Origin of the sequence: Actinoplanes hulinensis, assembly GCF_019429605.1 — a bacterium.
Lineage (GTDB): Bacteria > Actinomycetota > Actinomycetes > Mycobacteriales > Micromonosporaceae > Actinoplanes > Actinoplanes campanulatus.
Genome location: NZ_JAHXZI010000021.1, coordinates 161,145 through 186,334 on the forward strand (window position 1 = coordinate 161,145; position 25,190 = coordinate 186,334).

Annotated in this window: 17 protein-coding genes; 9 read left to right on the top strand and 8 right to left on the bottom strand. The window is 71.0% G+C overall.

What is annotated here, in order from left to right; genetic code table 11:
• Positions 1-41 precede the first annotated feature (41 nt).
• From KZ829_RS33875 to KZ829_RS33885, 3 genes are all read left to right on the top strand, one after another.
• Positions 42-4,874, top strand: a complete 4,833-nt coding sequence (locus KZ829_RS33875) for a family 43 glycosylhydrolase (protein WP_220147913.1) — start codon at positions 42-44, stop codon at positions 4,872-4,874.
• 159 nt (positions 4,875-5,033) lie between these two features.
• Complete coding sequence (locus KZ829_RS33880; RefSeq protein WP_220147914.1) at positions 5,034-8,093, top strand: RICIN domain-containing protein; 3,060 nt, start codon at positions 5,034-5,036, stop codon at positions 8,091-8,093.
• A 239-nt stretch (positions 8,094-8,332) separates the two neighbouring features.
• Positions 8,333-9,979 carry a M28 family metallopeptidase gene (locus KZ829_RS33885; protein WP_220147915.1) on the top strand — a complete coding sequence of 549 codons (1,647 nt, stop codon included), beginning with the start codon at positions 8,333-8,335 and terminating at the stop codon, positions 9,977-9,979.
• A gap of 58 nt (positions 9,980-10,037) precedes the next feature.
• Here KZ829_RS33885 and KZ829_RS44235 read toward each other — a convergent pair whose 3' ends face one another.
• Positions 10,038-10,742 carry a DivIVA domain-containing protein gene (locus KZ829_RS44235; protein ID WP_183217966.1) on the bottom strand — a complete coding sequence of 235 codons (705 nt, stop codon included), beginning with the start codon at positions 10,740-10,742 and terminating at the stop codon, positions 10,038-10,040.
• Positions 10,743-11,025: 283 nt separating this feature from the next.
• Between KZ829_RS44235 and KZ829_RS33895 the strand changes: the two genes are divergently transcribed.
• Positions 11,026-11,289 (top strand): hypothetical protein, encoded by a 264-nt coding sequence (locus KZ829_RS33895; RefSeq protein ID WP_220147916.1) that lies wholly within the window; start codon positions 11,026-11,028, stop codon positions 11,287-11,289.
• A gap of 9 nt (positions 11,290-11,298) precedes the next feature.
• Here the strand turns inward: KZ829_RS33895 and KZ829_RS33900 are convergent, their stop codons facing one another.
• Together KZ829_RS33900 and KZ829_RS33905 are read right to left on the bottom strand one after the other, a co-directional pair.
• Positions 11,299-11,646, bottom strand: coding sequence for a hypothetical protein (locus KZ829_RS33900; protein ID WP_220147935.1), 348 nt, complete (start codon positions 11,644-11,646; stop codon positions 11,299-11,301).
• 23 nt (positions 11,647-11,669) lie between these two features.
• A complete protein-coding gene (locus tag KZ829_RS33905) occupies positions 11,670-12,833 on the bottom strand; it encodes an MFS transporter (protein ID WP_220147917.1) in 1,164 nt (387 codons plus the stop codon).
• A gap of 114 nt (positions 12,834-12,947) precedes the next feature.
• On the opposite strand from KZ829_RS33905, the gene KZ829_RS33910 reads away from it, so the two are divergent.
• Entirely contained in the window at positions 12,948-13,976 is a 1,029-nt protein-coding gene (locus KZ829_RS33910) for a hypothetical protein (RefSeq protein WP_220147918.1), read from the top strand.
• 15 nt (positions 13,977-13,991) lie between these two features.
• On the opposite strand, the gene KZ829_RS33915 is transcribed toward KZ829_RS33910, so the two are convergent.
• The 3 genes from KZ829_RS33915 to KZ829_RS33925 are packed head-to-tail and all read right to left on the bottom strand — an operon-like array spanning position 13,992 to position 17,869.
• Positions 13,992-15,743, bottom strand: coding sequence for a putative bifunctional diguanylate cyclase/phosphodiesterase (locus KZ829_RS33915; protein WP_220147919.1), 1,752 nt, complete (start codon positions 15,741-15,743; stop codon positions 13,992-13,994).
• Positions 15,744-15,753: 10 nt separating this feature from the next.
• Positions 15,754-16,950: an FIST signal transduction protein gene (locus KZ829_RS33920; protein ID WP_220147920.1), complete on the bottom strand. Its 1,197-nt coding sequence runs from the start codon at positions 16,948-16,950 to the stop codon at positions 15,754-15,756.
• A 49-nt stretch (positions 16,951-16,999) separates the two neighbouring features.
• Positions 17,000-17,869 carry a LysR family transcriptional regulator gene (locus tag KZ829_RS33925; RefSeq protein WP_220147921.1) on the bottom strand — a complete coding sequence of 290 codons (870 nt, stop codon included), beginning with the start codon at positions 17,867-17,869 and terminating at the stop codon, positions 17,000-17,002.
• Between the two features lie 74 nt (positions 17,870-17,943).
• On the opposite strand from KZ829_RS33925, the gene KZ829_RS33930 reads away from it, so the two are divergent.
• From KZ829_RS33930 to ctaD, 3 genes are all read left to right on the top strand, one after another.
• Complete coding sequence (locus KZ829_RS33930; protein ID WP_308285771.1) at positions 17,944-19,305, top strand: NAD-dependent succinate-semialdehyde dehydrogenase; 1,362 nt, start codon at positions 17,944-17,946, stop codon at positions 19,303-19,305.
• Positions 19,306-19,386: 81 nt separating this feature from the next.
• Positions 19,387-20,133, top strand: coding sequence for an SGNH/GDSL hydrolase family protein (locus KZ829_RS33935; RefSeq protein WP_220147923.1), 747 nt, complete (start codon positions 19,387-19,389; stop codon positions 20,131-20,133).
• 103 nt (positions 20,134-20,236) lie between these two features.
• Entirely contained in the window at positions 20,237-21,994 is a 1,758-nt protein-coding gene (ctaD, locus tag KZ829_RS33940) for an aa3-type cytochrome oxidase subunit I (RefSeq protein ID WP_220147924.1), read from the top strand.
• A 122-nt stretch (positions 21,995-22,116) separates the two neighbouring features.
• Here the strand turns inward: ctaD and KZ829_RS33945 are convergent, their stop codons facing one another.
• Positions 22,117-23,472, bottom strand: coding sequence for a hypothetical protein (locus tag KZ829_RS33945; protein ID WP_220147925.1), 1,356 nt, complete (start codon positions 23,470-23,472; stop codon positions 22,117-22,119).
• A gap of 151 nt (positions 23,473-23,623) precedes the next feature.
• Complete coding sequence (locus tag KZ829_RS33950) at positions 23,624-23,935, bottom strand: PadR family transcriptional regulator (RefSeq protein WP_220147926.1); 312 nt, start codon at positions 23,933-23,935, stop codon at positions 23,624-23,626.
• A 126-nt stretch (positions 23,936-24,061) separates the two neighbouring features.
• Between KZ829_RS33950 and KZ829_RS33955 the strand changes: the two genes are divergently transcribed.
• A partial coding sequence (locus tag KZ829_RS33955) for an L-serine ammonia-lyase (RefSeq protein ID WP_308285772.1) occupies positions 24,062-25,190 on the top strand: 1,129 nt, incomplete at its 3' end.

The following is a 25,190-nucleotide window of genomic DNA, read 5'->3' on the forward strand; positions in this document are numbered from 1 at the left end:
GCAACACCCCCGTTACGTTGCTGTCCTCAGCAAGGAGAGACATGCACTCGAGGCTTCTGTTAGCGCCCCTTGCCGGCCTGGCGCTGCTGGCCGGGACCCTGGTCGCCCCCGCACCCGCGGCCGCCGCCACCGACGGCCTGGTCCTCTGGTACAGGCTGGACGAATCCACCGGGACGGTCGCCACCGACTCGTCCGGCAACGGCCGGGACGGCGCCGTGCTCGGCGCCCCGGCCTGGTCCGGCGACCAGGGACTGGGCCTCAACGGCACCGACACCTACATCAAGGCGCCCGACCACCTGCTGCGCGATATGGACTCGATCAGCGTCTCCTTCGACGTCAAGATCGACAGTGCCCAGCCGGCGCCCTACTTCCTCTATGGCTTCGGCAACACCGACACCACGACCGGGTACGGCAACGGCTACCTGTTCGCCACCGGCAACTCGTTCCGGAACGCGATCTCGCTGGGCAACTGGTCCGGCGAGCAGAACACCCGGCCCGCGACCGGCCACAACCTGGCCCGGAACGCCTGGAAGACGGTCACCTACACGCAGACCGGGACGACCGGAACGCTCTACGAGGACGGCGTCGCGGTGGCCACCAACACCGCGATCAGTGTCCTGCCGAGCGCGATCGGCGGCGGTTCGACGACCGCCAACTACTTCGGCCGCTCGGTCTACACCGGCGACCGCTATCTCAAGGGCGGCCTGCGCGACGTGCGGGTCTACGACCGGGCGCTGTCCGCGGCCGAGGTGGAGACCCTGGCCGCGCCCGCCAACACCGAGTCGGTCGCGGCCGACGTGGCCGCTCTTAACCTGGGCGACACCGGCGGGGTCACCGCCGACCTGACCCTGCCGGCGACCGCGCCGAACGGCTCGAAGGTGGCCTGGAGCAGCGACGACTCCGGCGTGATCACCGACGGCGGGCGGATCACCCGCCCGGCCGCCGGGGAGCCGGACGCGCACGCCACGCTCACCGCGACGCTGAGCCGGGGCGGCGCCTCGGCCGTCAAGACGTTCGAGGTGACGGTCAGGGCCGCGTTCGACGACGCGGCCAACGCGGCTGCCGCCGCCGCGGCTCTCGTCGTGCACGACATCGACGACGTACGTGGAAACCTCGCCCTTCCCTCGAACGCGACCTGGGCCTCCAGCGACCCGGCGGTCGTCTCGGCCACCGGCGAGGTGCACCGCCCCGCCACGGGTTCGGCCGCGAGGACGGTCACGCTGACCGCGACGGTCACCTACGGCACGGCGACGGCGACCCGGGAGTTCACCGCGACGGTTCCGCCGCTGCCGGCCGCGGCGCCGTACGAGGGTTACCTGTTCAGCTACTTCACCGGCGAGGGCTACCCGAACGGGGAGCAGATCTACAACGCGCTGAGCAACGGGAACGACCCGCTGAGCTGGCGCGAGATCAACAACGGCAACCCGGTGCTGACCTCGACGAAGGGCACCACCGGACTGCGCGACCCGTTCATCATCCGCTCGCCGGAGGGCGACAAGTTCTACCAGATCGCCACCGACCTCAAGATCTACGGCAACGGCGACTGGGACGCCTCACAGCGCTCCGGCAGTAAGTCGATCATGGTTTGGGAGTCGACCGACCTGGTCAACTGGACCGACCAGCGGCTGGTGAGGGTCTCCCCGGACACCGCCGGCAACACGTGGGCGCCGGAGGCCTTCTATTCGCGGGAGCTGGGCGCCTACGTCGTGTTCTGGGCATCGAAGCTCTACGCCGAGAACGACCCGAACCACACCGGCAGCACCTACAACAAGATGATGTACGCGACTACGCGTGACTTCCACACGTTCAGCGAGCCGAAGGTGTGGAAGGACCCGGGCTACTCGGTGATCGACTCGACGGTGATCGAGCACGACGGCGTCTACCACCGGATCACCAAGGACGAGCGGAACAACTCGTCGTCCTCGCCGTGCAGCAAGTTCCTGATCCAGGAGAAGTCGACCGATCTGCTCGACACCGACTGGGACTTCCAGGCCGAATGCATCGGCTCGGGGGCGCTCAGCCAGGGCGAGGGCCCGCTGGTGTTCAAGTCGAACACCGAGCAAAAGTGGTACCTGTTCATCGACGAGTACGGCGGCCGCGGTTACGTGCCGTTCTCGACGACCGATCTGGACTCGGGCTTGTGGACCCCGGAGCCCACCTACACCATGCCGTCGCGCCCGCGGCACGGCACGGTCCTGCCGGTGACCAGGGCCGAGTACGACCGGATCTCCGTGAGGTACGAGGAGCCGCCCACCCCGGCGATCGGGCTGCGGCTGCGCTACCAGTTCGACGAGACGAGCGGCACGGTCGCCCGGGACACCTCCGGCAACGACTTCAACGGCACCTACGTCCGCACTCCGGCGTGGGGCGCCGGCGTGCAGGACGGCTCGTTCAAGATGGCCGGGGGCGCCGACTCGCCGTACGTCACCATCCCGAACGGCGTGCTCAAGGGCGCGAGCGCGGCGACCGTCTCGGTGTGGGCCAAGTGGACCGCGTCCACCACGGTCAACCAGTGGATCTACGCCCTCGGGCCGGACAGCAACAGGTACCTGTTCACCGGGCCGCGCAACGGCGGCAACGTCCTCTACTCCGCGATCACCACGGGGAGCTGGTCGGCGGAGTCGAAACTGGCGCACAACGCGGCCCTGCCGGGCGGTGCCTGGCAGCACATCGCGGTGACGATCGACGGGGCGAACGCGGCCATGTACCTCAACGGCACACGCGTCGCCTCCGCGACCGGGGTCACTGTCGAACCCGCTGATCTGTACGACGCGACGAAGGCGTACAGCGGTTACGTGGGGCGGTCGCTCTACTCGGCGGACCCGTACTACGCGGGCGAGGTCGACGACTTCCGGATCTACGACACCGCCCTGTCGCCGTCGGAGATTCTGGAGCTCGCCGGGCGTACCACATCGGTCGGTGATGTTGATCTTGATGCTTTGAAGATCGGCGCGATCATCGACGACGCGGCGTCGACGGTGACGTTGCCGGTCAAGCCCGGAACCGACGTCACCTCGCTGGCCCCGGCCTTCACCCTCGCGCGGGGCAGCACCGCCAGCCCGGCCACGGCCCAGGACTTCAGCGAGCCGGTGACCTACACCGTCACGGCCGCTGACGGGACCTCACGTGCGTGGACGGTCAAGGCGCTGGTCATGAAGTCGCCGATCATCCCCGGGCTGTACGCCGACCCGAACATCTCGGTCTTCGGCGACACGTTCTGGATCCACGCCACCACCGACGGGTTCGCCGGGTGGTCCGGCACCCAATTCCACGCGTTCTCCTCGAAGGACCTGGTCGACTGGACCGACCACGGGGTGATCCTGGACCTCGGGCCGGACGTGACGTGGGCCGACAACAGCGCGTGGGCGCCGACGATCGCCCAGCGGGACGGGAAGTACTACCTCTACTTCTCGGGCGGCATGGCCACCGGCAACACGGCCAAGCACCTGGGCGTGGCGGTGGCCGACTCCCCCGCCGGGCCGTTCACCGACGCGCTCGGCAGGCCGCTGGTCGCGGCCGGCGCCTACAGCGGGCAGATGATCGACCCGGCGGTGTTCACCGACGACGACGGGAAGTCCTACCTGTACTGGGGCAACGGCAACTCGTACCAGGTGCCGCTGAACGACGACATGGTGTCGTTCGACTCCGCCGCGGTCCGGACCTACCGGCCCACGAACTACAACGAGGGCAGCTTCGTCATCAAGCGGGACGGCGTCTACTACTTCATGTGGTCGGAGAACGACACCCGCAGTGCGGACTACCGGGTGGCGTACGCGACCGGTTCGTCCCCGCTCGGACCGTGGAGCGACCGGGTCGGCGTGATCCTGTCGAAGGACGCGTCGCTGGGCATCCTCGGGACCGGCCACCACTCGGTGGTCCGCGTCCCCGGAACCGATCAGTGGTACACCGCCTACCACCGGTTCGCGATGCCGGGCGGCGACGGCACGCACCGGGAGACCACGATCGACCGGCTGGAGTTCACCGCGGACGGGGCGATCAAGCCGGTCGTGCCCACGCTGACGAGCATCGACCCGGTGACCGTCGTGTCGGCCGGGCCGGACGCCGGCGGGGTCGAGGGCAGCGCCGTCACCCTGAGCGGGACGGTCTCCAACGACGCCAACCGGGCGACCTGGACCGCGAGCGCTTCCGGTTGCGTCTTCGCCGATCCACACGCGGCCGCCACGACGGTGACCTGCGCGGACGAGGGGACGTACACGGTCACACTGAGCGCGGGCCGCAGCCGGGACTCGGCGACCGTCACGATCGTCAACGCGGCGCCGGTGGTCACCGTGCCGGCCGGCCGTCCCGCCCCGGACGCGCCCGTCGCCGTGCGGACCGAGGTGGTCAGGACCGTCCCGGTCAGCGACCCGGGCCGGGGCGACGCCCTCACCTGCACCGCGACGTGGGGCGACGGCGCCACGTCGGAGGGCACGGTCGCCGGGGGCGTGTGCACGGTGCGGCACCGGTACACCGCCGCCGGGGTCCACCGGCCGTCGGTCACGGTGCGCGACGACAGCGGCGCCTCGGCCACCGGGGTGTGGCCGTTCGTGACGGTGTACCAGCCGCGGGCCGGGCAGGTGGCAGGCAGCGGCTGGAGCGGGACGACGGACTTCGCGTTCGTGGCCAGGCCCGGTGGTGGGACCGCGTGGATCAGCACCCCCAAGGGCGTCTTCGCGTCGTCGAGCCTCACCCCGGCGCTGATCCTCGGCCCGACCGCCACCTTCTTCGGCAGCGGCGCGGGCTTCAAGATGCAGGTGACCGTGCTGGACGGGAAGCGGGACCGGATCCTGATCCGGATCTGGGACGCCCGTACCGGCAGGCTCGTCCACGAGGTGCGTGACGCTCACCTGGACGGCGGCGGCATCACCGTCTGACGTTCGAGCGGGTCAGGGCCCTGCCCTGACCCGCCCTTCGTTGACATTCAGATTCGCAAATGTTTACGTAAACATCCCGCCGAACCTCGGCTGGCTCTCAGTGCTGTCTCAGCCTCGGGACAGCACTGAGAGCCAGCCGGGCCACACGCTAGGACTGCGATGAGGATTCGAGCGCTTTTCGCGGCCACGGTTCTGGCCGCCGCACCCCTGGCCGTGCCACCGGCGGCCACCGCCGCCGCGGCCACCACGACGATCACCATCGACCCGAGCTACCGGGGACCCGAGTGGGAGGGCTGGGGCACCAGCCTCGCCTGGCTCGCCCACGCCACCGGCGGCTACCCCGACGAGATCCGCGACCGGCTCGCCGACCTGCTCTACGGCGAGGACGGCCTGAACCTCAACATCGCCCGCTACAACATCGGCGGCGGTAACGCCCCGACCGTGCCGTCGTACCTGCGCCCCGGCGGCGACGTGCCGGGCTGGTGGAACGCGCCGGCCACCCACGGTCCCGCCGACAAGGACTGGTGGGACCCGGAGGACCCGGAACACTGGAACTGGGACGCCGACTCGAACCAGCGCTGGTGGGTGGACCGGATCAAGGACCGGGTCACCTCCTGGGAGACGTTCAGCAACTCGCCGCCCTGGTTCCAGACCGTCAGCGGGTACGTCAGCGGCGGCTTCGACGCGAACACCGACCAGATCCGCACCGACACGCTCGACGACTTCGCCACCTACCTGGTCCGGGTCACCGAGCACCTGGAGCGGGCGCACGGCATCACGGTCGACACCATCGAGCCGCTCAACGAGCCGAACACGGACTACTGGCGTACCACTCTCGGGTCTGACGGCCGGCCCACCGGCGGGCGCCAGGAGGGCGCGCACGCCGGACCCGCGTCGCAGGCCGCGGTGATCGAGGCGCTGCGGCGCGCGGCGCCGGACCGCGCGATCGCGGCCCCGGACGAGACCAACCCGGGACGGCTCATCACCGACTGGTACGGCCTGACGCCGGCCGCCCGGGACGCCGTCGACCGGATCAACGTGCACACGTACGGGACCGGGCAGCGGACCGCCGTACGGGACATCGCCAAGGCCGAGCAGCGGCCGCTGTGGATGAGCGAGGTCGAGGGCAGCTGGGGCAAGGACTTCACCAGCATGGACTCGGGCCTCGGGATGGCTCAGCGGATCATCGACGACCTGCGGGAGCTGGAGCCGTCGGCGTGGGTGCTGTGGCAGCCGGTCGAGGACGCCGACAACATGGTGGCCGAGGGCAACCTCCAGTGGGGCAGCATCCACGTTCCGTTCAATTGCGACGGATCGGACACTCTGGAGACGTGCCCGATCCGGACGAACACCAAGTTCGACACGATCCGGAACTTCACCCACTACATCCGGCCCGGCGACCACATGGTCAAGGTCAGCGGCACCCGGAGTGTGGCGGCGCTCAACGCCACCGGCCTCACGGTCGTCCACTCGAATCCGAGCACAGCCGGGGAGAGCGTAACCCTAGATTTGTCAGGATTTAGCATCTCAAATCGGGCATCCATCGTCCCGATCGTGACCAGCGCAAGCGGCAAGCTGGTTCGGGGAACAGCGGTACGAGTGAGTAACCGGAAGGCCACCCTCACCGTGCCGGCCCAGTCGGTCACCACGTTCCTCGTCGACCGGGTCAGCGCCGCCGACAGCGCCCACCTGCGGGCCGACCACGTCTACCGGTTCGAGGGCGTGGCCAGCAAACGGTCGCTGACCCCGTCCGGCGCCGGGCTCGTCATCCGGACCAACGGCGCGGCCGCGGCCGACCAGCTGTGGACGGCGCGCAACGTCGAGGACGAACGCTACGAGCTGATCAACGCGGGCACCGGGCAGCGGCTCGCCGTCCGGGACGGGAAGGCGGTCACCGAAACCGCCGGAACCGTCGACGACGGTGCGCTGTGGACCGTGTCGACCACCGGCGACGGGACGTACACGCTGGTCAACCTGGGTGCCCGGCGGCTCCTCGAGGTCAGCGGGGAGGCCACCGCGGACGGGTCGCCGGTCGGCGTCTGGCAGCCCAGCTCCGGAGCCCACCAGCGGTGGACACTCAAGGACGAGACCGTCGGGCGTACCGAGGTCGCTCTGACCCACACCGTGCCCGGCCGTGTGCCGGACCTGCCCGCCACGGTGACCACCGTCCTGCCCAGCGGCGAGAGCCGCGCCCTGCCGGCCACCTGGACCCTGCCCGCCGCCTCGAAATGGCGGAAGCCGGGCACCGTGATCGTTCGCGGCACGGCCACCGACGCCCTCGGCAAGCCGGTCCCGGCCGTCGCCAGGGTCGCGGTCGACGTGTGGACCGGCACCGAACCGGGACGGGCCAAGGCGTACACCGGCGGCGCCCCGGCCATGCCCGCCACCGTCGTCGCCACCGGACGGCACGGTGGGCGGGCCACCCTGCCGGTGACCTGGGAGCCGGGAACCTTCGAGACGGCCGGTGTGGTGACGGTGGCCGGCACCGCGGCGGTCATCCCCGGCCAGACCCTGCCGGCGACCGCACGGGTCCAGGTCACCGCGCCGTCCGAGGGCCTGGTCGACGGCCTCACGGTGACCGCCTCCTACACCGAGGGCGGCTACTCGACGGCCGGGCTCACCAACGGGAACACCACCGACAAGGCCTGGTCCAACTGGAAGTCGTCGGGGCGCAACCCGGCCGAGACGCTCACCGTCACCCTTCCGGCCGGAGCGTCGGCCGGGCGCGCGGTGCTGCACCTCTACCGGGACAGCGCCTCCGGCGGCGGCATCGCCACCACGGTCCAGGCCGGCACGCCGTCGGCCTCCGGGGCCTGCGAGGTGACCGGGTCACCCGTCGCGGTCACCTCGCTCGCCGTCGACATCCCGCTCACCCCCGGCCGCACCGGCCCGTTCTGCCTGCGACTGACGCCCACGCCCGACGGTTACCTCACCGTCTCCGAGCTCCAGGTGTACGCGAGAGCGCCCGGCCTGGGCACCGAGGCGTCGGTGGCCGCGCTCCTGGTGGACGGCAAACCGGTCCCGAACTTCGACCCGTCGGTGACCTCCTACCGGGTCCCGGTCGGTGTTCGCGCCCGCGCATGCGTGACAGCGACCGCCACCGACCCGTACGCGGTCGTCGTGGTCACCCGCTCCGGCCGCACCCACACCGTCACCACCACCAGTGAGGACGGCGCGAACCACACCACGTACCAGGTGGAACCGATCCGCCGCCGCTGACCGTCCGTGGTGGCCGCACACGCAAGACGTCGCGTGTCCGGCCACCCCGGTCGTATGCCACGCAGGCACCACGGCGGTCGATTTCATCGCCTTCGAGTGGACGGCGACCGTTATCGGCCTGTCCCTGCTCGGGCCTTTCTGCTGGCTGGCGGTTTCGGCCACGTCGCAAGGGCCTGGCCATCGACGCTCGTGTCTTCTAACGTGATCCTGGTTCCAAAAAGGACAGGGGGAGCAGATAGATGAGTCACGACGACGTGACGCCAACCCGGCGTCGATCGTTCCGAGTCATCAGCGCGGCGGCCGTCGCCACCGTACTGACCGTCGCCCCGGCCACCGCCGCGTCGGCGGGCGGTCACGGGCATGGCGACCGGTGCGACAAGAACGCCAACGACACGTACGCCGAGGTGCTCAAGTGCGTGACGGTGGACGGCGTGCTGGACCACCTGAAGGTGTTCCAGAAGATCGCTGACCGGAACGACGACGTGTACTACCCGGGCAGCCGTGCCGCGGGCACCGAGGGGTATGCGAACAGCGTCCGCTACGTGTCGGCGCTGCTTCGCAAGGCCGGTTACAAGGTGACTCTGGACCCGTTCGAGTTCACCTTCAACTACCCGGCGCTGCTCGAGCAGGTCACCCCGGTGAGCGCGGAGTACCCGACCGGCGCCTTCACCAACAGCCAGTCCGGTGAGGTCACCGGCACGGTCATCCCGGTGGACATCAACCTGACCGGCGACCGGGCCACCACCAGTGGCTGCTCGGCCGACGACTTCACCGGCCTGAACTTCACCGGGGCGAACGACATCGCCCTGATCCAGCGCGGTGGCACCACCCCGGAGGGCGCGGCGTGCAGCTTCGCCGTCAAGGCGCAGAACGCGCAGGCCGCCGGCGCGGAGGCCGTGATCCTCTTCAACCAGGGCAACGACCCGACCCGTGAGGGTCTGATCGTCGGCACCCTGGGTGTGGACCACGGCGTCACCATCCCGGTGGTCGGCGCCAGCTTCGCCGACGGTTCGGCGCTGGCCGCGGCCGGCTCGACCGCGCACGTTCGGGTGCTGCCGTCGGAGACCCGGACCGACTACAACGTGATCGCCGACCTGCCCGGCCGGAACAAGAACAACATCGTGTTCGCCGGCTCGCACCTGGACAGCGTGACCGACGGCCCGGGCATCAACGACAACGGCTCCGGCTCGGCCGCGATCCTGGAGACCGCGCTGACCCTGGCCAAGAGCAAGCCGCAGAACAGCCTGCGGTTCGCCTTCTGGGGCGCCGAGGAGGAGGGCCTGATCGGTTCCACGGCGTACGTCGAGGAGCTGCCGCAGGCCGAGAAGGACAAGATCGCGCTGTACCTGAACTACGACATGGTCGGCTCGCCGAACTACATCTTCCAGGTGTACGACGCGGACCAGTCGTCGTTCCCGGCGCCGGTCGTGGTGCCGGAGGGCTCGACCGCGCTCGAGGACCTCTTCGAGTCGTACTACACCTGGAAGGGCCAGCCGTACGACGACGCCGAGTTCTCCGGTCGTTCCGACTACCAGGCGTTCATCGAGGCGGGCATCGCGTCGGGTGGCCTCTTCACCGGCGCCGAGGTCGTCAAGACCGAGCAGCAGGCGGCGATCTGGGGTGGCACGGCGGGCGCGTCGTTCGACCCGAACTACCACCAGCCCGGCGACACGATCGACAACCTGGACCTGAAGGCGCTCGAGATCAACAGCGACCTGATCGCCTTCGCCCAGCTCACCTACGCCTTCTCGACCGAGTCGGTGAACGGTGTGAAGGGTAAGCCGGTCCCCGGTAAGCCGATCAAGCTGCCGGCCCCGGCCGGTCCGCAGGGCACCTTCAACACCGGTGACGGTGGCGACGAGCACGTCCACCACCCGGAGGCGTGACGCACTGAACGAGGAAGGCCCGCCCCGGCATCGGGGCGGGCCTTCCTCCGTTCGGCTGTCAGATGTCGCGGCCGCCCGGCTCGGGCGCCGCGGTCAGGTCCATCAGCTGCTGCTGGACGTGGTTGGTCAGCGCCTCCTGGTAGCTGGTGGCGAGCTGAGCCAGCCGCTCGATCTCGTCGAGCGCGGCGGCCCGCTTCTCCACCAGGCTGTCCATGGCCTCGGTGTGGTTGCGGCGGGCGTCCGACTCGATGGTGGCCGCCTTGATCTGCGCCTCGCTGGTGAGCTGGTCGGCCTTGTCGCGGGCGTTGGTGATCACCGTCTCCGACTCGCGCTGCGCGTCGCGCATGTGCTCGTCGGCGGTCCGCTGAGCCATCATCAGCACCCGCGAGTTGCGGTCGTCGTCGCCGGCGATGGTCGGCATCGCACCGGACGGGGCGGCCTGGCTGCGCGCCCGCTCGAGCTGGGACTGCATGTTCCGCGCGTTCTGCTCGGCGCGGGCCCGGGCCTCCTGGAGCCGCTCCAGCTGGGCGGCCAGGTCGGCGAACTCGTTGTTGAGGACCATGGTCGCGGCCGGGTTGCCGCCGCCCCCGCCCCCGCCGCGGGCGAGCGTGTCCTTCAGGGCGCCGTTCTCCTCCAGGAGGCGGGTCAGCTCGCCCTCCACCTCGTCCAGGAAGGCGTCGACCTCTTCCTCGTCGTATCCGCGCTTCCCGATCGGCGGCTTCTTGAACGCCACGTTGTGAATGTCAGCTGGAGTGAGCGGCATCGTGCTCCTCGGTTCCCCTCGTTTGGGTCGTGCGGCCCGAAATCCTACGCAACGGCCCTGTGCCCCTGCCCTGGGCATGATCAAGCAGGCTGGGGCCCCGCGAAATCCCACCGAGACTACCGGCGCCCGCTGCGGCGCGCACGTCCCGGACGTCCGCATCACACTGGAGTTCGCGGGCGCTGAGCAGACTCGCACGTTACCCCACATCGGCGGCGCGAACGTGATAAAGGCGGATCGCCGGATCCGGCGGACACGGCCCGGCTCCCGGCGTAGATTCCCGAAGATGAGGGCAAGACGATTCGGAATCGTGTTCTGCCTGATCACGGCCATGCTGAGCCCGGTCGCGCCGGCCACCGCCGCCGCGCCGCCCGGTGGGCGTGAGTTCCGGCAGGGATACAAGGACGGCTTCGCGGAAGGGCTGGAGGACGCCCGGACCGATTGCAACAAACCGATCCGGGCGCAGAATTTCAAGGTCAACGACTACTGGCGCGGTTACATGCTGGGATTGGACCGCGGGTTCGACGCCGGTTACAAGCTGTACTGCTAGGCCGAGCGCCTAGTGCCAGAAGACGGCGACGGCCGCGTTCACCAGGGTGAGCGTGATGATGCCGATGAAGTGGCCCTTGTTGACCTCGTCGCGCTTACGCGGGATGAAGACCATGATGAAGATCATCACGGCGAGGAGCAGCTTCACGCCGAGCTTGATCGGGTCGGGCTCATCGTCGCCGCCGCCACGCAGCGGCGCGGAGAGCGCGATGCCGCTTGCCAGCTGGATGATGGAGCCCCACAGGATCGCCGGGTTGATCCGGAACTTGCCGGACAGGAACTGCGTGATGGCGCCGCCGAGCAGCAGCGCGAACCCGACCAGGTGTATGAAGAGAAGAATCAGCCGCAATGCTTCCACGACTCGGAAGCTTGCCAGGGCGCTCACCTGCGGATCGTCACCGGGGTCCGGCGGGCGATCACCGGCTCGGCCGCGAAGAGCAGCAGCGCCAGCAGAGCGAGCAGTCCGCCGGCCAGCGCGGTCGCCCGGGCGCCCGGGTCGCTGAGCACCGCCGCGCCGAGCAGCGAGCCGCCCGCGATGCCGACGTTGAACGCCACCGAGTTGCCGGCCGAGGCCATGTCGGTGCTGCCGGGCGCCACCTCGAGGACCCGGTTCTGCAGGGCCGGGGTGAGCGCGCCGATGCCGAAACCGGTGACCGCCAGCAGGACCGCGGTCACCGGGCGGGACTCGCCGACCGCGTACTGGGCGATCAGGGCGGCCGCCACCAGCAGCACCGATCCGGTGACGGCGCCACGCTGCCAGCGGTCACTGGCGTAGCCACCCGCCGCGATACCGGCGAAATCGGCGAGACCGCGGGCCAGCAGCAGGGGTGCGACGGCTGCGGCCGCGAACCCGGTCACCGCCGTCAGGAACACTTCGGTGTACGTGAAAGCCGTGTACAGCCCGGCCACCGACAGGGCGGTCACCGCGACGACGACGGCGTACCGGCGGGCGTCCGGACTGGTGCCGGTGGCCGCGTGGGTCTCCGCGACCCGCACGTCCGGCATGCCGGCCAGCAGGGCGACGAAGGCGGCCAGCGCGAGCCCGGTCAGGGCCAGGAACGCGGACCGCCAGCCGTACTGCTGGCCCAGCCAGGTGCCGGCCGGGACACCGAGCATCGGGCCGAGCGACGCGCCCGCGAACACCACGGCGCTGACCCGGCCGCGGACGGTCACGTCGAACATGGCGGCGACGACCGGCGCCACCACGGCCCAGAAGATCGCCTGGGAGAGGGCGGCGCACAGCCGGGCGGCGAGCAGCACCCCGTAGGTGGGCGCCAGGGCGGACAGCAGGTTCGCCACGGTCAGGGCGAACAGCAGGACCACGAGCAGCCGGCGGCGCGGGACGTTCCGGGTGCCGTAGGTCAGGGGGATCGTCACGATCGCGACCGTCACGGCGTACCCGGTGATGAGAAGACCCACGGCCGCGCGCGAGACGCCCAGGTCTCCGGCGATCAGCGAAAGGATGCCGATGGGCATCGTCTCGGTGGCCACGTAGCAGAAAGCCGACGCGGCGAGAGCCGACATCGCGATGATCCGGGTGCGCACCGGCCCACCGTAGCGAAACGCTTCGATGCCATGGGGTACATCGATCGACAGACCCGGGCGGAACCCGTATGTTAGTCCCGGTTCTCGTCCGGACGACTTACGGAGTTCACAGCGGTGCACGACCGGGACGATGAGGGACCCAGTCGGCTGCGGATCGGCGGTTGGCTCGCCTCGGGTGGCCGACCGCCCGCCGACACCCGGGCACTGCCCGGCCGCCCGGCACGCCGGGCGCTGCCCGCCGCGCCACCGTCGAAGGAGCTCGTGCTCGCGAAGCCCGGCGGGACCACGGACGGCATCCACATCGGGCGGCACCGCTCCGGCCGCCGCTGGTGGCGTCTCGCCGCCGCCTCGGCCGCCGCCGCCCTCGTGGTGATCGGCATCGTCCAGATGGCCGGCGACGGCGACACGGCCACCACGCCCGCGGCCGCTCCGCCGTCGCCGCTGCCGGCCGACCTGCCCGAGGGCGACTGGTCCCTGACGACCCCGACGGTGGACCCGGAGGTGCCGGTCTCGATCGCGCCACCGCCGCCCTCGTTCTCGGCCGGCCCGGTGAACACCCGCGTCCCGACGACCGCCCCGCACTCCCCCTCCGCGACGCCGGCGCCGGTCACCCCCACGGTGTCGGTCACCGCGGGCACGATCCCGTCGCTGGTCGACCTGAGCGCCGAGGGCTCCCGCGACTGGGTGCACTGGGGACTCGCCGGCGCCGACTCGGTGAACCGCCGCGGCGGCACCGCCCAGATCGAGGACCTGGGCGGCAGCCCGCGCGGCCGCTACGACAACAACCCGCAGCTCTACCGCTGGTCCGGCGGCACCCCGACCGCATCGGCCGGCCGCACCCCGACCGGTGTCTACGCCTGCGGCCAGGGCGCCACCATCACGCTGCGGGCCCCGGCCGGGCCGGCGACCCGCACGCTGAGTGTCTACGCCGGCGTGTGGATGGCCGCCGGCCGCCTCACCGTCACCGTGGACGGAGCGAGCGCCAGCCGCACGCTGGAGAACCGCGAGGCGATCAGCACCCAGCGCTTCGAGATCCGCTACCGCGCCAAGGCCGGCTCCAAGCTGACCGTCACCTGGACCGCCACCGCCGTCCACCACCCCACGTGCGGCAACATCGACCTCCAGGCCGCCACCCTCAGCTGATCAGGACAGCAGCCGCTACGCGCCCGGGTAGGTGGCCAGGGGGTTGGCGAAGGCGGCCGGGATGTTCTCCGGCTCCAGCGGGCGGCACAGGTGGTAGCCCTGGCCATAATCGCAGCCCAGCTCCCGCATCGCGCGGTGCTGCTCCTCGGTCTCGACGCCCTCGACGACGGTGCGCAGCTTGAGGGTGCGGGCCAGTTCGGCGACGGTGCGGATCACGGCGAGGTCGGCGACGGTGGGTTCGGCGCGGCTGATGAACGTACGGTCGATCTTCAGCTCGTCGACCGGGAGCCGTTGCAGGTAGGACAGTGACGAGTAGCCGGTGCCGAAGTCGTCGACGGCCAGGCCGACCCCGAGGTCGCGCAGGTCACCGAGGCAGGCGATGGCCGTACGCGGATCGCTCATCAGCACCGATTCGGTGAGCTCGAGGGTGACCGCGGCGGCCGGCAGCCCGCACTCGGCGAGGGTCCGCTCCACGTCGGCGGTGAACCGCGGGTCGGTGAGCTGGCGCCCGGAGACGTTGACGTTCAGGGTCATCTCGGGGATGGTCCGCCGCCACCGGGCGGCCTGCGCCCCGGCGGCCCGCAGCACCCACCGGCCGATGTCGGTGATCAGCCCGTTCTCCTCGGCGAGCGGCAGGAACTCGGCCGGCGGCACGTAGCCGCGGCCCGGCCGGGACCAGCGGACCAGCGCCTCCACACCGGTGGCGGCGCCGGTCTCCAGCCGGATCAGCGGCTGGTAGAGCAGGCGGAACTCGTCGAGTTCCAGGGCGCGCCGCAGCTCGCCGCCGAGGGTGAGCCGGGCCAGCGCCTCGGCGTGCATCCGCGGTTCGAAGAGGATCACCTTGCCGGGGCCGTCCTTCTTGGCCTGGTACATCGCCACGTCGGCGTTGCCGAGCAGGTCACCGGGGTCGGTGCCGGCGGTGCCGGTGGCGATGCCGATGCTGGCGCCGATGAAGACGTCCCGCCCGGCGATCCGGAACGGCCGCCGCAGCGCCTCGATGATCCGCCAGGCCACCGGCACCGCGTTCTCCGTGGTGGAGCCGCCGAGCAGCACGGCGAACTCGTCGCCGCCGAGCCGGGCGCCGGAGCCGGCCGAGCCGAGGCAGTCCCGGATCCGGCCGGCCACGTGCCCGAGCAGGTCGTCGCCGGCCCGGTGGCCGAGGCTGTCGTTGACCGCCTTGAACCGGTCCAGGTCGATGAAGAGGACGCTGACCGGGCCGCCCCCGTCCAGCTTCTCGCCGAGGATCTCCAGGAACAGCACCCGGGTCGGCAGCCCGGTCAGCGAGTCGTGCCGGGCCTCGCGCAGCGACTCGACGAGGGCCAGCCGCTCGGCGGCCTCCCGCTCGCGTTCCTCACGCAGCCGCCGTTCCGCGGTGAGCAGGGCGATGTTGTGCAGCGCGAGGCCCAGGGTCTGTCCCATGGCCTGGAGCAGCTGCCGTTCCTCCGGGGCGAGGGGTTCACCGGCCCGGGCGACCAGCAGTGTCCCGCGCGGCTCGGAACCGAACCGGGCGACGCTCAGGTGCAGCTCACCGAGGCCGGGCAGGGCGAGGACGCCGGGTGACGCGCCGTCCGGCAGGGCGCCCTCCAGCAGGTCCCGGTCGACGCCGCGGACCACCTCGGCACCGTCACCGGACAGCATCGCCGCGACCTCGGCCTCCAGAACCTCGGCGGCCCGTTCGACGGCCACGGTGATCGCGGTCTGTTCGTCGCGGGGCTCGCAGACCGCCGCGAAGAACTCGGTGAGCTGGTACGTGGACCAGTGGTTCACAGGTTCTCCCTCAGGCCAGCGCCAGCGTGACCACGGTGAAGTGGTGCATGCCGAGGGCGCCGCGGACCCGGGCGAACTCCCCGTTGGTGTAGAACCCGGCGAACGGCACGTCCGGCAGCGCCTCGAGCAGCCCGTCACGCTCCCGGCCGACGCCGTCCTCGCCGAGGGTGACCCGGCGGGCCGAACAGTCGAAGACCAGGCTGCCCAGAGCCGGGCGGCCGGCCAGCATGTCCAGCGCCTGCCGTCCGGACTGGCCGGCCGCGGCGGCGAGCGCGCCCGGGTCGGTCTCCATGAGCCAGGCGAGCGCGCCCTCCGGAACGTCGGCCAGGCAGACCACGGAGCGGTCCGACCGGTCGCCGTCGTGGATCACCCGGATGTCCTCGCCGCTGCGCCGGGACAGGCCCAGCGGGTGCGGGAACGTCACCTGCCGGAACGCGTCCGGGTCGTCGAGGATCGACTCGTCCAGGCCGAGCAGCCGCAGCAGCACGTCGAGCGCCGGTTCGCCGTCCAGCTCGTGGACCCGGCCGCCCTGGCTGCGGGTGACGATCATCGCCGAGCCGGTCTTGCGCCAGCCGTGGGCGATGCCCACCCCGAGCGGCGCGTCCGAGCCGATCGCGACGCCGACCAGCGCGTCGGACAGGATCTCCACGCCGTCGCGGCCGCCGTGGAACTGGTAGGTGCGGGTGAAGGTCAGCTGGTCGCCGGCGCAGCCGCCGACCAGCGGGACGGCCGCGCCGGCCACCGAGAACGCGCCGCGCACGATCTCGTGATGGTCGCCGGACAGGCCGTCGCCGAGCATCAGCAGCGCCCGGTGCGGGTGGTCGACCGCGCCGAGGCACGACGCGGCCTCGACGCCGGAGTCGCGCAGGCGGTTCGAGATGTCGCGGGAGACATGGGTACGGACGGCGAAGCCGGTCCCGCCCCAGGCCGCCACGACCACACCGTCCTTGCTGGTGGCGCCGCCGCTCAGCTGTCCCGAGGTGCTGCATCCGACGATCACGGTGTCCGCGGCGACCCGCTCGCGGACGGCGTCGAGCATCTCCGCCGTGTGGTGGCCGACCGAGCAGAACACGAACACCACCACCGGGTCGGTTCCGGTGATCGCGGCCGCGGCCGCCTCGGCTCCCGCGGCGCCCGGGTCGGTGAGCGTGCTGTGCCCCGTGCCGAACCAGCGGCCGTCCCGGTGAGTGCTGACACTGCGATCCATGTCGCAGTGAATCGGCAGGGGGCCGCCGGGCCTGAGAAAGATCGTTGGGTCAGGCGGCGGGGGCGTCGTAGCGGTCGCGGACGAAGCGGCCCAGGCGGGCGGCGAAGCGGCCGATCGTGGTGGCGGCCGCATGGCGGGAGTCCCAGACGGCGACCAGCCGGATGGAGAGCCGGCGGCCGTTCACCTCCACCCCCAGCGGGACCAGTCCGAAGCGGGGATCGTCCGAGGCGATGGCGACTCCCCGCCCCGCGGCGGCCAGCGCCTGGGCGACGGTGCCGTTGGCCGCCTCGACGGCGGAGATCCCGGGCATGACGGCTTCGAGGGCCTGCCGCGCGGTGAACGTCCTCGGCAGCAGGATCAGGGTCTGGGTGAGCAACTCGGTGAGTGTGACGGCCTCCCGCCCGGCCCACTGATGGCCGGCGGGTACGTAGGCCCACACCGGCAGCACCGCGAGGGACGTCCCGTGGAACGGTGGTGACGCGGGGGTCGTTCCGATGGCCAGATCGGCGCCCAGCCGGAGGGTCTCCACCGGGGAGAGACCGTCCGCTCCCAGTACGTCGGTGGTCGGGTCGTCCGGGGCCAGGGTGGCGATGAACGGCGCCACCACGTCGGTCAGCGTCACGGTCGGCGCCCCGATGGTCAGCCGTTCGAGACGTCCCTGCGCGTGGAAGGATGCCGCCACCCTCAGCGCGTCGGCACGTTGCAGCAGGTCACGAGCTTGCGGCAGGAGGGCCCGCCCGGTGGTCGACAGCTCCAGCCGGCTGCCGGCCCGGTCGAAGAGCGGCACGCCGAGATCCTTCTCCAGCTGGCGGAGCTGCCGGGACAGCCCGGGCTGGGTGAGATGCAGCCGGGCGGCCGCGCCGCTGACCGTGCCCGCTTCGGCGGTGGCCACGAAATAGCGCAGGTGCCGCAACTCCATCATGCCTCCCAGGCATAGGTGGGCTGCCCAGATGGTAATGGACGGGCATGGCCTCCGGTTCGAGACTGGACCGCGTGAGCAACTTCCCCGTGGTCGACCCCGCCACGCTGCAAACCATCACCGAGGTCCCCGACCAGGGCGCCGCCGACGCGCGGGCCGCCGTCGACGCGGCCTCGGCGGCGTTCAGAGGCTGGGCGGGGACCGCGCCCCGGCGGCGCTCGGAGATCCTCTACCGGGCCTTCGAGCTGATGCTGCGCGACCGTGACGGGCTGGCCGCTCTGATCCGGCGGGAGAACGGCAAGTCGCTGTCCGACGCGCTCGGCGAGGTGACGTACGCGGCCGAGTTCTTCCGGTGGTTCGCCGAGGAGGCGGTCCGGCCCGGCGGCGACTTCGGCGAGTCCCCGGCGGGCGGTACCCGTACCCTGGTCACCCACCGCCCGGTGGGTGTGGCCGCGCTGGTCACGCCGTGGAACTTCCCGGCCGCGATGATCACCCGCAAGATCGGCCCGGCGCTCGCCGCGGGCTGCACCGCGGTGGTCAAGCCGGCCGCCGAGACCCCGCTCACCGCGCTCGCCATCGGAGAGCTGCTGCGCGAGGCCGGGCTGCCGGACGGGGTGGTCACCGTGGTCACCACCACCGACTCCTCCGGCGTGGTCGGGGCCTGGCTGAACGACCAGCGGGTCCGGAAGATCTCCTTCACCGGCAGCACGGCGGTGGGCCGGGTGCTCCTGCGGCACGCCGCCGACCGGGTGGTCAACTCGTCGATGGAGCTGGGCGGCAACGCGCCGTTCATCGTGGCCGACGACGCCGACCTGGACGCCGCGGTGGCCGGGGCGATGATCGCCAAGTTCCGCAACGGCGGGCAGGCGTGCACCGCGGCGAACCGGTTCTACGTGCACGCGGCGGTGGCCGGGGAGTTCACGGCCCGGTTCGGCGCGGCCGTCGAGAAGATGCCGGCCGACGCCATCGGGCCGCTGATCAGCGCGGCAGCGCTGCGGCGCGTCACCCGTACCGTGGCGGAGGCCGTCGCGGCGGGCGCCCGGATCAGCCACCGTGCCGCCGTCCCGGACGGGCCGGGCTGGTTCTACCCGCCGACCGTGCTGACCGGCGTGCCGGCGGACGCGGAGATCCTCAAGGAGGAGATCTTCGGCCCGGTGGCCGCGATCACCACCTGGACCGGCGAGGACGAGCTGCTCGACCTGGTCAACGACAGCGAGTACGGCTTGGCCGCGTACGTCTTCTCCGGAGATCTGGCCCGTGCCCTGCGTCTCGGCGAGGCGATCGACGCGGGCATGGTGGGCGTCAACCGCGGGCTGGTGTCCGACCCGTCGGCACCGTTCGGCGGGGTGAAGCAGAGCGGCCTGGGCCGCGAGGGCGCCCGTGAGGGCCTGCGCGAGTTCCAGGAGACGCAGTTCCTGAGCGTCGACTGGCAGTGATTCTCCTCGCTCCCTGACGGCTCGTGGAGCGGCCCGGCGATCGGATAGCGTCGGTCCGTTCCACGGCACGGGAGAAGACACATGAAGCGTTATGTAGCGATCGGCGACAGCTTCACCGAGGGCCTCGGTGACACGCTTCCGGACGGCTCCGAGCGCGGCTGGGCCGACCTGGTCGCCGCCGGTCTGGCCGCCGACGGTCCGGTGGAGTATGCGAACCTCGCCATCCGCGGCCGCCTCCTGGAGCCGATCGTCCGGGATCAGCTCGAGGCCGCCCTGGCCCTGTCCCCCGCGCCGACGCTGGTGTCCTTCAACGGCGGCGGCAACGACATGCTGCGCCGTGGCGCCTCGGTGGAGCACCTGATCGACCTCACCCGGCAGGCGATCCGGCGCTGCGCGGAGGCCGGGGTGCCGCTGCTGCTGCTGAGCGGCGCCGACCCGTCCGACCACCTGCCGTTCGGCAGCACCTTCCGGCAGCGGGGCGAGCAGCTCACCGCGGCCGTCGAGGCGCTGATGCCGCTGGACGGGGTCACCTTCGTCGACTGCTTCCGCGACCGGGAGCTGCGCCGCCGTGTCTACTGGTCGGCCGACCGGCTGCACCTCAACGCGGCCGGGCACCGCCGGGTCGCCTCGCTGATCCTGGCCGCGCTGGGCCAGCCGGTGCCGCCGCACGTGCTCGACCCGGGGCCGGCGCCCGCGTTCCGGCCGCTCTCGGAGGCGCGCTACTACGGCGAGCACGTGCTGCCCTGGATCGGGCGGCGGCTGCGGGGGCGCTCGTCCGGCGACGACCGGGCCCCAAAATACTCCGACTGGACGCCGATCACCGCCTGATCCCACCGAAATGCCGCTCTTGCTCGGATCCGGGGCTAATTAAGACGGATGACGCCTATAAAAGGGAGGTAGGAAAAGCCGCATGCGCAGGTGAGGAGCGTGCATGACTACCGTCGCCCCGAGGCCGGTGCCTATCCGGCCTCAACCGGTTCGCCGGCAGGTGAGAGGGTCTGCGCTGGCCCGGATCCTGCGGACCACGGACGCGAAGCAGATCGGGATCATGTACATGATCACGTCGATCGTGTTCTACATGGTCGGCGGGGTGATGGCCCTGCTGATGCGCGCCGAGCTGGCCAAACCCGGCATGCAGATCCTGTCGCCGGAACAGTTCAACCAGCTGTTCACCATGCACGGCACGGCCATGCTGCTGTTCTTCGCCACCCCGATCGTGTTCGCCTTCGCCAACTACGTGGTGCCGATCCAGATCGGAGCGCCGGACGTGGCGTTCCCGCGGCTGAACGCCTTCGCCTACTGGCTGTACCTGTTCGGCACGCTGACCGCCATGAGCGGGTTCATCACCCCCAGCGGGGCGGCGGACTTCGGCTGGTTCGCGTACACGCCGCTGAGCAGCTCGCTGCACTCACCGGGCATCGGCGGCAACGCCTGGGTGGTCGGCCTGGCGATCGGTGGTCTGGGCTCGATCCTCGGCGCGGTCAACCTGATCACCACGATCCTGTGCCTGCGGGCGCCCGGGATGACCATGTTCCGGATGCCGATCCTCACCTGGAACATGCTGGTCACCAGCCTGCTCGTGATCCTGATCTTCCCGTTCCTGGCGGCCGCGCTGTTCGCCCTGGCCGCCGACCGGATGCTCGGCGCGCAGGTCTTCAACGTGGAGACCGGTGGGCCGATGCTCTGGCAGCACCTGTTCTGGTTCTTCGGGCACCCCGAGGTGTACGTCATCGCGTTGCCGTTCTTCGGCATCATCACCGAGGTCGTCCCGGTGTTCAGCCGTAAGCCGGTGTTCGGTTACAAGGGCCTGGTCGCGGCCACCCTGCTGATCGGCGCGCTGTCGATGTCGGTGTGGGCGCACCACATGTTCGCCACCGGCCAGGTGCTGCTGCCGTTCTTCAGCCTGCTGAGCTTCTTCATCGCGGTGCCGACCGGCATGAAGTTCTTCGTCTGGATCGGCACCATGTGGCGCGGCCAGATCAGCTTCGAGTCGCCGATGCTCTGGGCGGTCGGCTTCATGGTGACGTTCCTCTTCGGCGGCCTCTCCGGCGTCCTGCTGGCCTCGCCGCCGATCGACTTCCACGTCTCCGACTCGTACTTCGTGATCGCCCACTTCCACTACGTGCTCTTCGGCACGATCGTGTTCGCGGTGTTCGCCGGCATCTATTTCTGGTTCCCGAAGATGTTCGGCCGGATGCTCGACGAACGCCTCGCCAAGGTGCACTTCTGGCTCACGATGATCGGCTTCCACGGCACGTTCCTGGTGCAGCACTGGCTCGGCACCCAGGGCATGCCCCGCCGGTACGCCGACTACCTGCCGAGCGACGGGTTCACCTTCCTCAACACGTTCTCCACGGTCTTCTCCTTCATCCTGGGCATCGCCACGCTGCCGTTCGTCTACAACGTGTGGAAGTCGTACAAGATCGGAAAGGTGGCCACCGCCGACGACCCGTGGGGCCACGGCAACTCGCTGGAATGGGCCACCAGCAGCCCGCCGCCGCTGCGCAACTTCGACCGCATGCCGCGGATCCGCTCCGAGCGGCCCGCCTTCGACCTGAAGTTCCCGCACCTGGCCGCCGGCGAACAATCCCTGGCCGGCCCGCCCGAGGGCGGCGCCCGCCCGCTCCACAAGGAGTCCGACGGCGGCGCGACCTACAGCGAGGACATCGGCACCGACGTGGACCGCTGACCACACCCCGGCTGGACGTCAGGGCTGTCTCAACGTCGTTGAGACAGCCCTGAGCGCCAGCCGGTGTCCCACCGGGACGCCCCCGATGCTTCTGGGAACGGCGACCCCGTACCGGAAATGGGTCAGGTTTGGGGAAGCACCCGGGCGATCTTGATCGTGGTGTTCGATCCGCCGGTGGCCGGGTACGCGGCGCTGCCGTCGCTGTACGGCTTGAAGGCCTGGTAGGCGTGGTCCTTCACGGCGATCGACAGGCGGCCGCCGACCGCCTTGCCGGTCCCGGCGTCGTAGACCTGCGCGCCCATCGACGAGCCGGACTGCCAGGAGAGGAGCATCCGGTTCGGGCCGTAGGAGACCAGGTGCGGGTGGGCCGACGAGATCCCGGTCCGGACGGTGCTCGTGGACCTGCCGGTGGTGAACTTCTCGAGGCGGACGCCGCCGCCCTGGCTCCACGCGGTCCAGTAGCCCTTGGACCTGGCGAGGACCAGGTCGCCGCCGAAGAGGGTGCCGTCGCAGGCGCCGGCGGCCACCGTGCGGTACGGGTCGGGCTGGGCGATCCGGCAGGCGTTGTCGGTGGCGCAGACCGTGACGAACCGTTTGGTACGCGGGTCCCAGACGATCCGGGACGTCCAGGCGTGGCTGCACCCGACCTCGAAGGCGTCCTTGTGCCCGCTGACCAGCTTGCCGGCCTTGCTGACCACCTGCATCCGGTCGCCCTCGTGCACGTCGACGCAGTTGCCGTTCCGGACGGTGATCGCCACCCCGAAGTAGGCCGCGTAGTCGGAGCCGTTGGTGGCGAGGCGGCCGTGGTGCTGGTACCACCAGATGAAGCGGGCGCCGTCGTCGTACCCGGTGCGGCCGCCGGTCAGGTTGGTTACCTGGCGTTCCCAGACCAGCTTGCCGTTGTTGTCGAAGCGGATCATGTGCATGGTGTTGCACGGGCTGGACTCGCCGCCGCAGAGCGGGCCGCTGCCGCAGGCGCCCTTACGGGTGAGCAGGACGACCCCGCCGTTCGCGTCGGCCTGGACGTCCTGGAGGTCGATGCCGGTGAAGCTGGTGGTGGTGCCGGTCAGCTTGTCGTCGCAGCCGAGCCGGCCGAGGTGGACCCTGCCGTCGGTGCCGAGCCAGGCGAGCCAGGAGCCGCCGTCGGGGCGGGCCGCGATGGCCATCGGCAGCTTCTCGGTGTCGCCCTCGCCGCCGTAGCCGACCACCTTGGCGGGCAGCTTGACCGTGGTGACGGTGGCGACCGGCTTGGCGGAGACCTTCCGGGCGCAGGCGCCGGCGGTTTTCACCGTGGCGCTCGGGGCCGCGCTCGGGGCGGTCGGTGCGGAGGCCGCGACCGAGGGCCCTGCGGAGGAGGACGAGGCCGCCGCCACAGGCGTGCCGGCGGCGGCCTCCTCCTCTGCCGGCGTCGAGCAGGCGCCGACCGCGAGGACGGCCACGATCGCGGTTGTGACCGCTATCAGGCGACGGTTGAGCATGTCCTTTTCCTCGATTGTTTTAAGTTTTTCTTAGGGGCGTCTTAAATGCACGCCAATGCGGCGCGCCGAAAGACATTACCCGTTTTCAGCCCTCGATCAAAGTCGCATCTACCTGCTCATATAGATGTGACTTAATAGGAAAGAAAGCGAATCAGGACAGGCCGAGCGCCGGCTTGCCCGGGACGCTGGTCCCGGCGTGCAATTCGGCGAGGGCCCGGCGGGCGTCGACGGCGCCGTCCGCGGTGAGGCGATAGAACCGGCGCGCCGGGCGGCCCTGCTCGGCCGGGTCGATCTCCTCCCACCGGGCCTCGACCCAGCCGGCCTCCTGGAGGCGGTGCATGATCGGATAGAGGCTGCCGCTGGCCAGCCCGGTGACCTGCATGAGCTCGAGACCGTACCGGTCGGCGCCCGGGTCGGCGAGCAGCGCGGCGAGGATCCGCGCGGTCGGAATCGTGATCCGCATCCGGTCACTCTATCGAAACTCTACATAGGGTCAAGCGCCGCCCTTCTGAACTCTGCGGTGATCGCTCACGTAACCAGTCCCATCGGCAGCCTCATCCCCCGCCCGCGACGCCCGAAGGAGTGCATCGTGAGCTTCGACCAGCACATCTCCGTCTTCGACCTGTTCTCGGTAGGCATCGGCCCCTCCAGCTCGCACACTGTCGGCCCGATGCGGGCGGCCCGCCTCTTCGCCGGCCGCCTGGCCGACATTCCGGACGTTCGGAGCGTCCGCGCCGAGATGTTCGGCTCGCTCGGCGCGACCGGCCACGGTCACGGGACACCGAAGGCGGTTCTCCTCGGGCTGGAAGGCGACACCCCCGAGACGGTGGACGTGATCTCGGCGGACGCGCGGGCCGCCCGGATCCGCGCCGACGGCCGGCTACGGCTGCTGCGGGAGCGGGCGATCGACGTCGAGCTGGTCCTGCACCGCCGCCGGACCCTGCCCGGTCACCCCAACGCCATGCGCTTCACCGCCTTCGGCGCCGACGGCGCGGAGCTGCTCGCCGGGACCTTCTTCTCGATCGGCGGCGGCTTCGTGGTTCAGGAGGACCATGCGGCGGTACGGGAGACGCGCGGCCCGGTCCCGTACCCGTTCTTCTCGGCGGCCGAACTCCTGGCGCTCACCCGGACCACCGGCCTGTCCATCCCCCGGCTGATGCTGGCGAACGAGGAGACGCTGCGCACCGAGTCGGAGATCAGGTCGGGCCTGCTGGACATCTGGCAGGTGATGCGGGACTGCGTCGACGCGGGCCTGGACGCCGAGGGCGTGCTGCCCGGCGGCCTCAAGGTACGCCGCCGCGCCGCCACCACGGCCCGTCAACTGCGGGTGGCCGGTGAGCCGGCCGAGGTCGCGATGGAGTGGCTGACCGTCTACGCCATGGCGGTGAACGAGGAGAACGCGGCCGGCGGACGGGTGGTGACCGCCCCCACCAACGGCGCGGCCGGCATCATCCCGGCCGTGCTGCGCTACTACCTGGACTTCGTGCCCGGCGCGGACAAGGAGGGCGTGGTCCGGTACCTGCTGACGGCCGGCGCGATCGGCCTGCTGTTCAAGCGCAACGCCAGCATCTCCGGCGCCGAGGTGGGCTGCCAGGGCGAGGTGGGCTCGGCGTGCGCGATGGCGGCGGCCGGGCTGGCCGAGGTGCTCGGCGGCACCCCGGAGCAGGTGGAGAACGCCGCCGAGATCGGCATGGAACACAACCTGGGCCTCACCTGCG

What these genes read in the sequence shown, in the direction of transcription:
- KZ829_RS33875 (WP_220147913.1), top strand. Translation starts at nt 42, where the DNA reads ATGCACTCGAGGCTTCTGTTAGCGCCCCTTGCCGGCCTGGCGCTGCTG.
- KZ829_RS33880 (WP_220147914.1), top strand. Translation starts at nt 5,034, where the DNA reads ATGAGGATTCGAGCGCTTTTCGCGGCCACGGTTCTGGCCGCCGCACCC.
- KZ829_RS33885 (WP_220147915.1), top strand. Translation starts at nt 8,333, where the DNA reads ATGAGTCACGACGACGTGACGCCAACCCGGCGTCGATCGTTCCGAGTC.
- KZ829_RS44235 (WP_183217966.1), bottom strand. Translation starts at nt 10,742, where the DNA reads ATGCCGCTCACTCCAGCTGACATTCACAACGTGGCGTTCAAGAAGCCG.
- KZ829_RS33895 (WP_220147916.1), top strand. Translation starts at nt 11,026, where the DNA reads ATGAGGGCAAGACGATTCGGAATCGTGTTCTGCCTGATCACGGCCATG.
- KZ829_RS33920 (WP_220147920.1), bottom strand. Translation starts at nt 16,950, where the DNA reads ATGGATCGCAGTGTCAGCACTCACCGGGACGGCCGCTGGTTCGGCACG.
- KZ829_RS33925 (WP_220147921.1), bottom strand. Translation starts at nt 17,869, where the DNA reads ATGGAGTTGCGGCACCTGCGCTATTTCGTGGCCACCGCCGAAGCGGGC.
- KZ829_RS33935 (WP_220147923.1), top strand. Translation starts at nt 19,387, where the DNA reads ATGAAGCGTTATGTAGCGATCGGCGACAGCTTCACCGAGGGCCTCGGT.
- ctaD (WP_220147924.1), top strand. Translation starts at nt 20,237, where the DNA reads ATGACTACCGTCGCCCCGAGGCCGGTGCCTATCCGGCCTCAACCGGTT.
- KZ829_RS33945 (WP_220147925.1), bottom strand. Translation starts at nt 23,472, where the DNA reads ATGCTCAACCGTCGCCTGATAGCGGTCACAACCGCGATCGTGGCCGTC.
- KZ829_RS33950 (WP_220147926.1), bottom strand. Translation starts at nt 23,935, where the DNA reads ATGCGGATCACGATTCCGACCGCGCGGATCCTCGCCGCGCTGCTCGCC.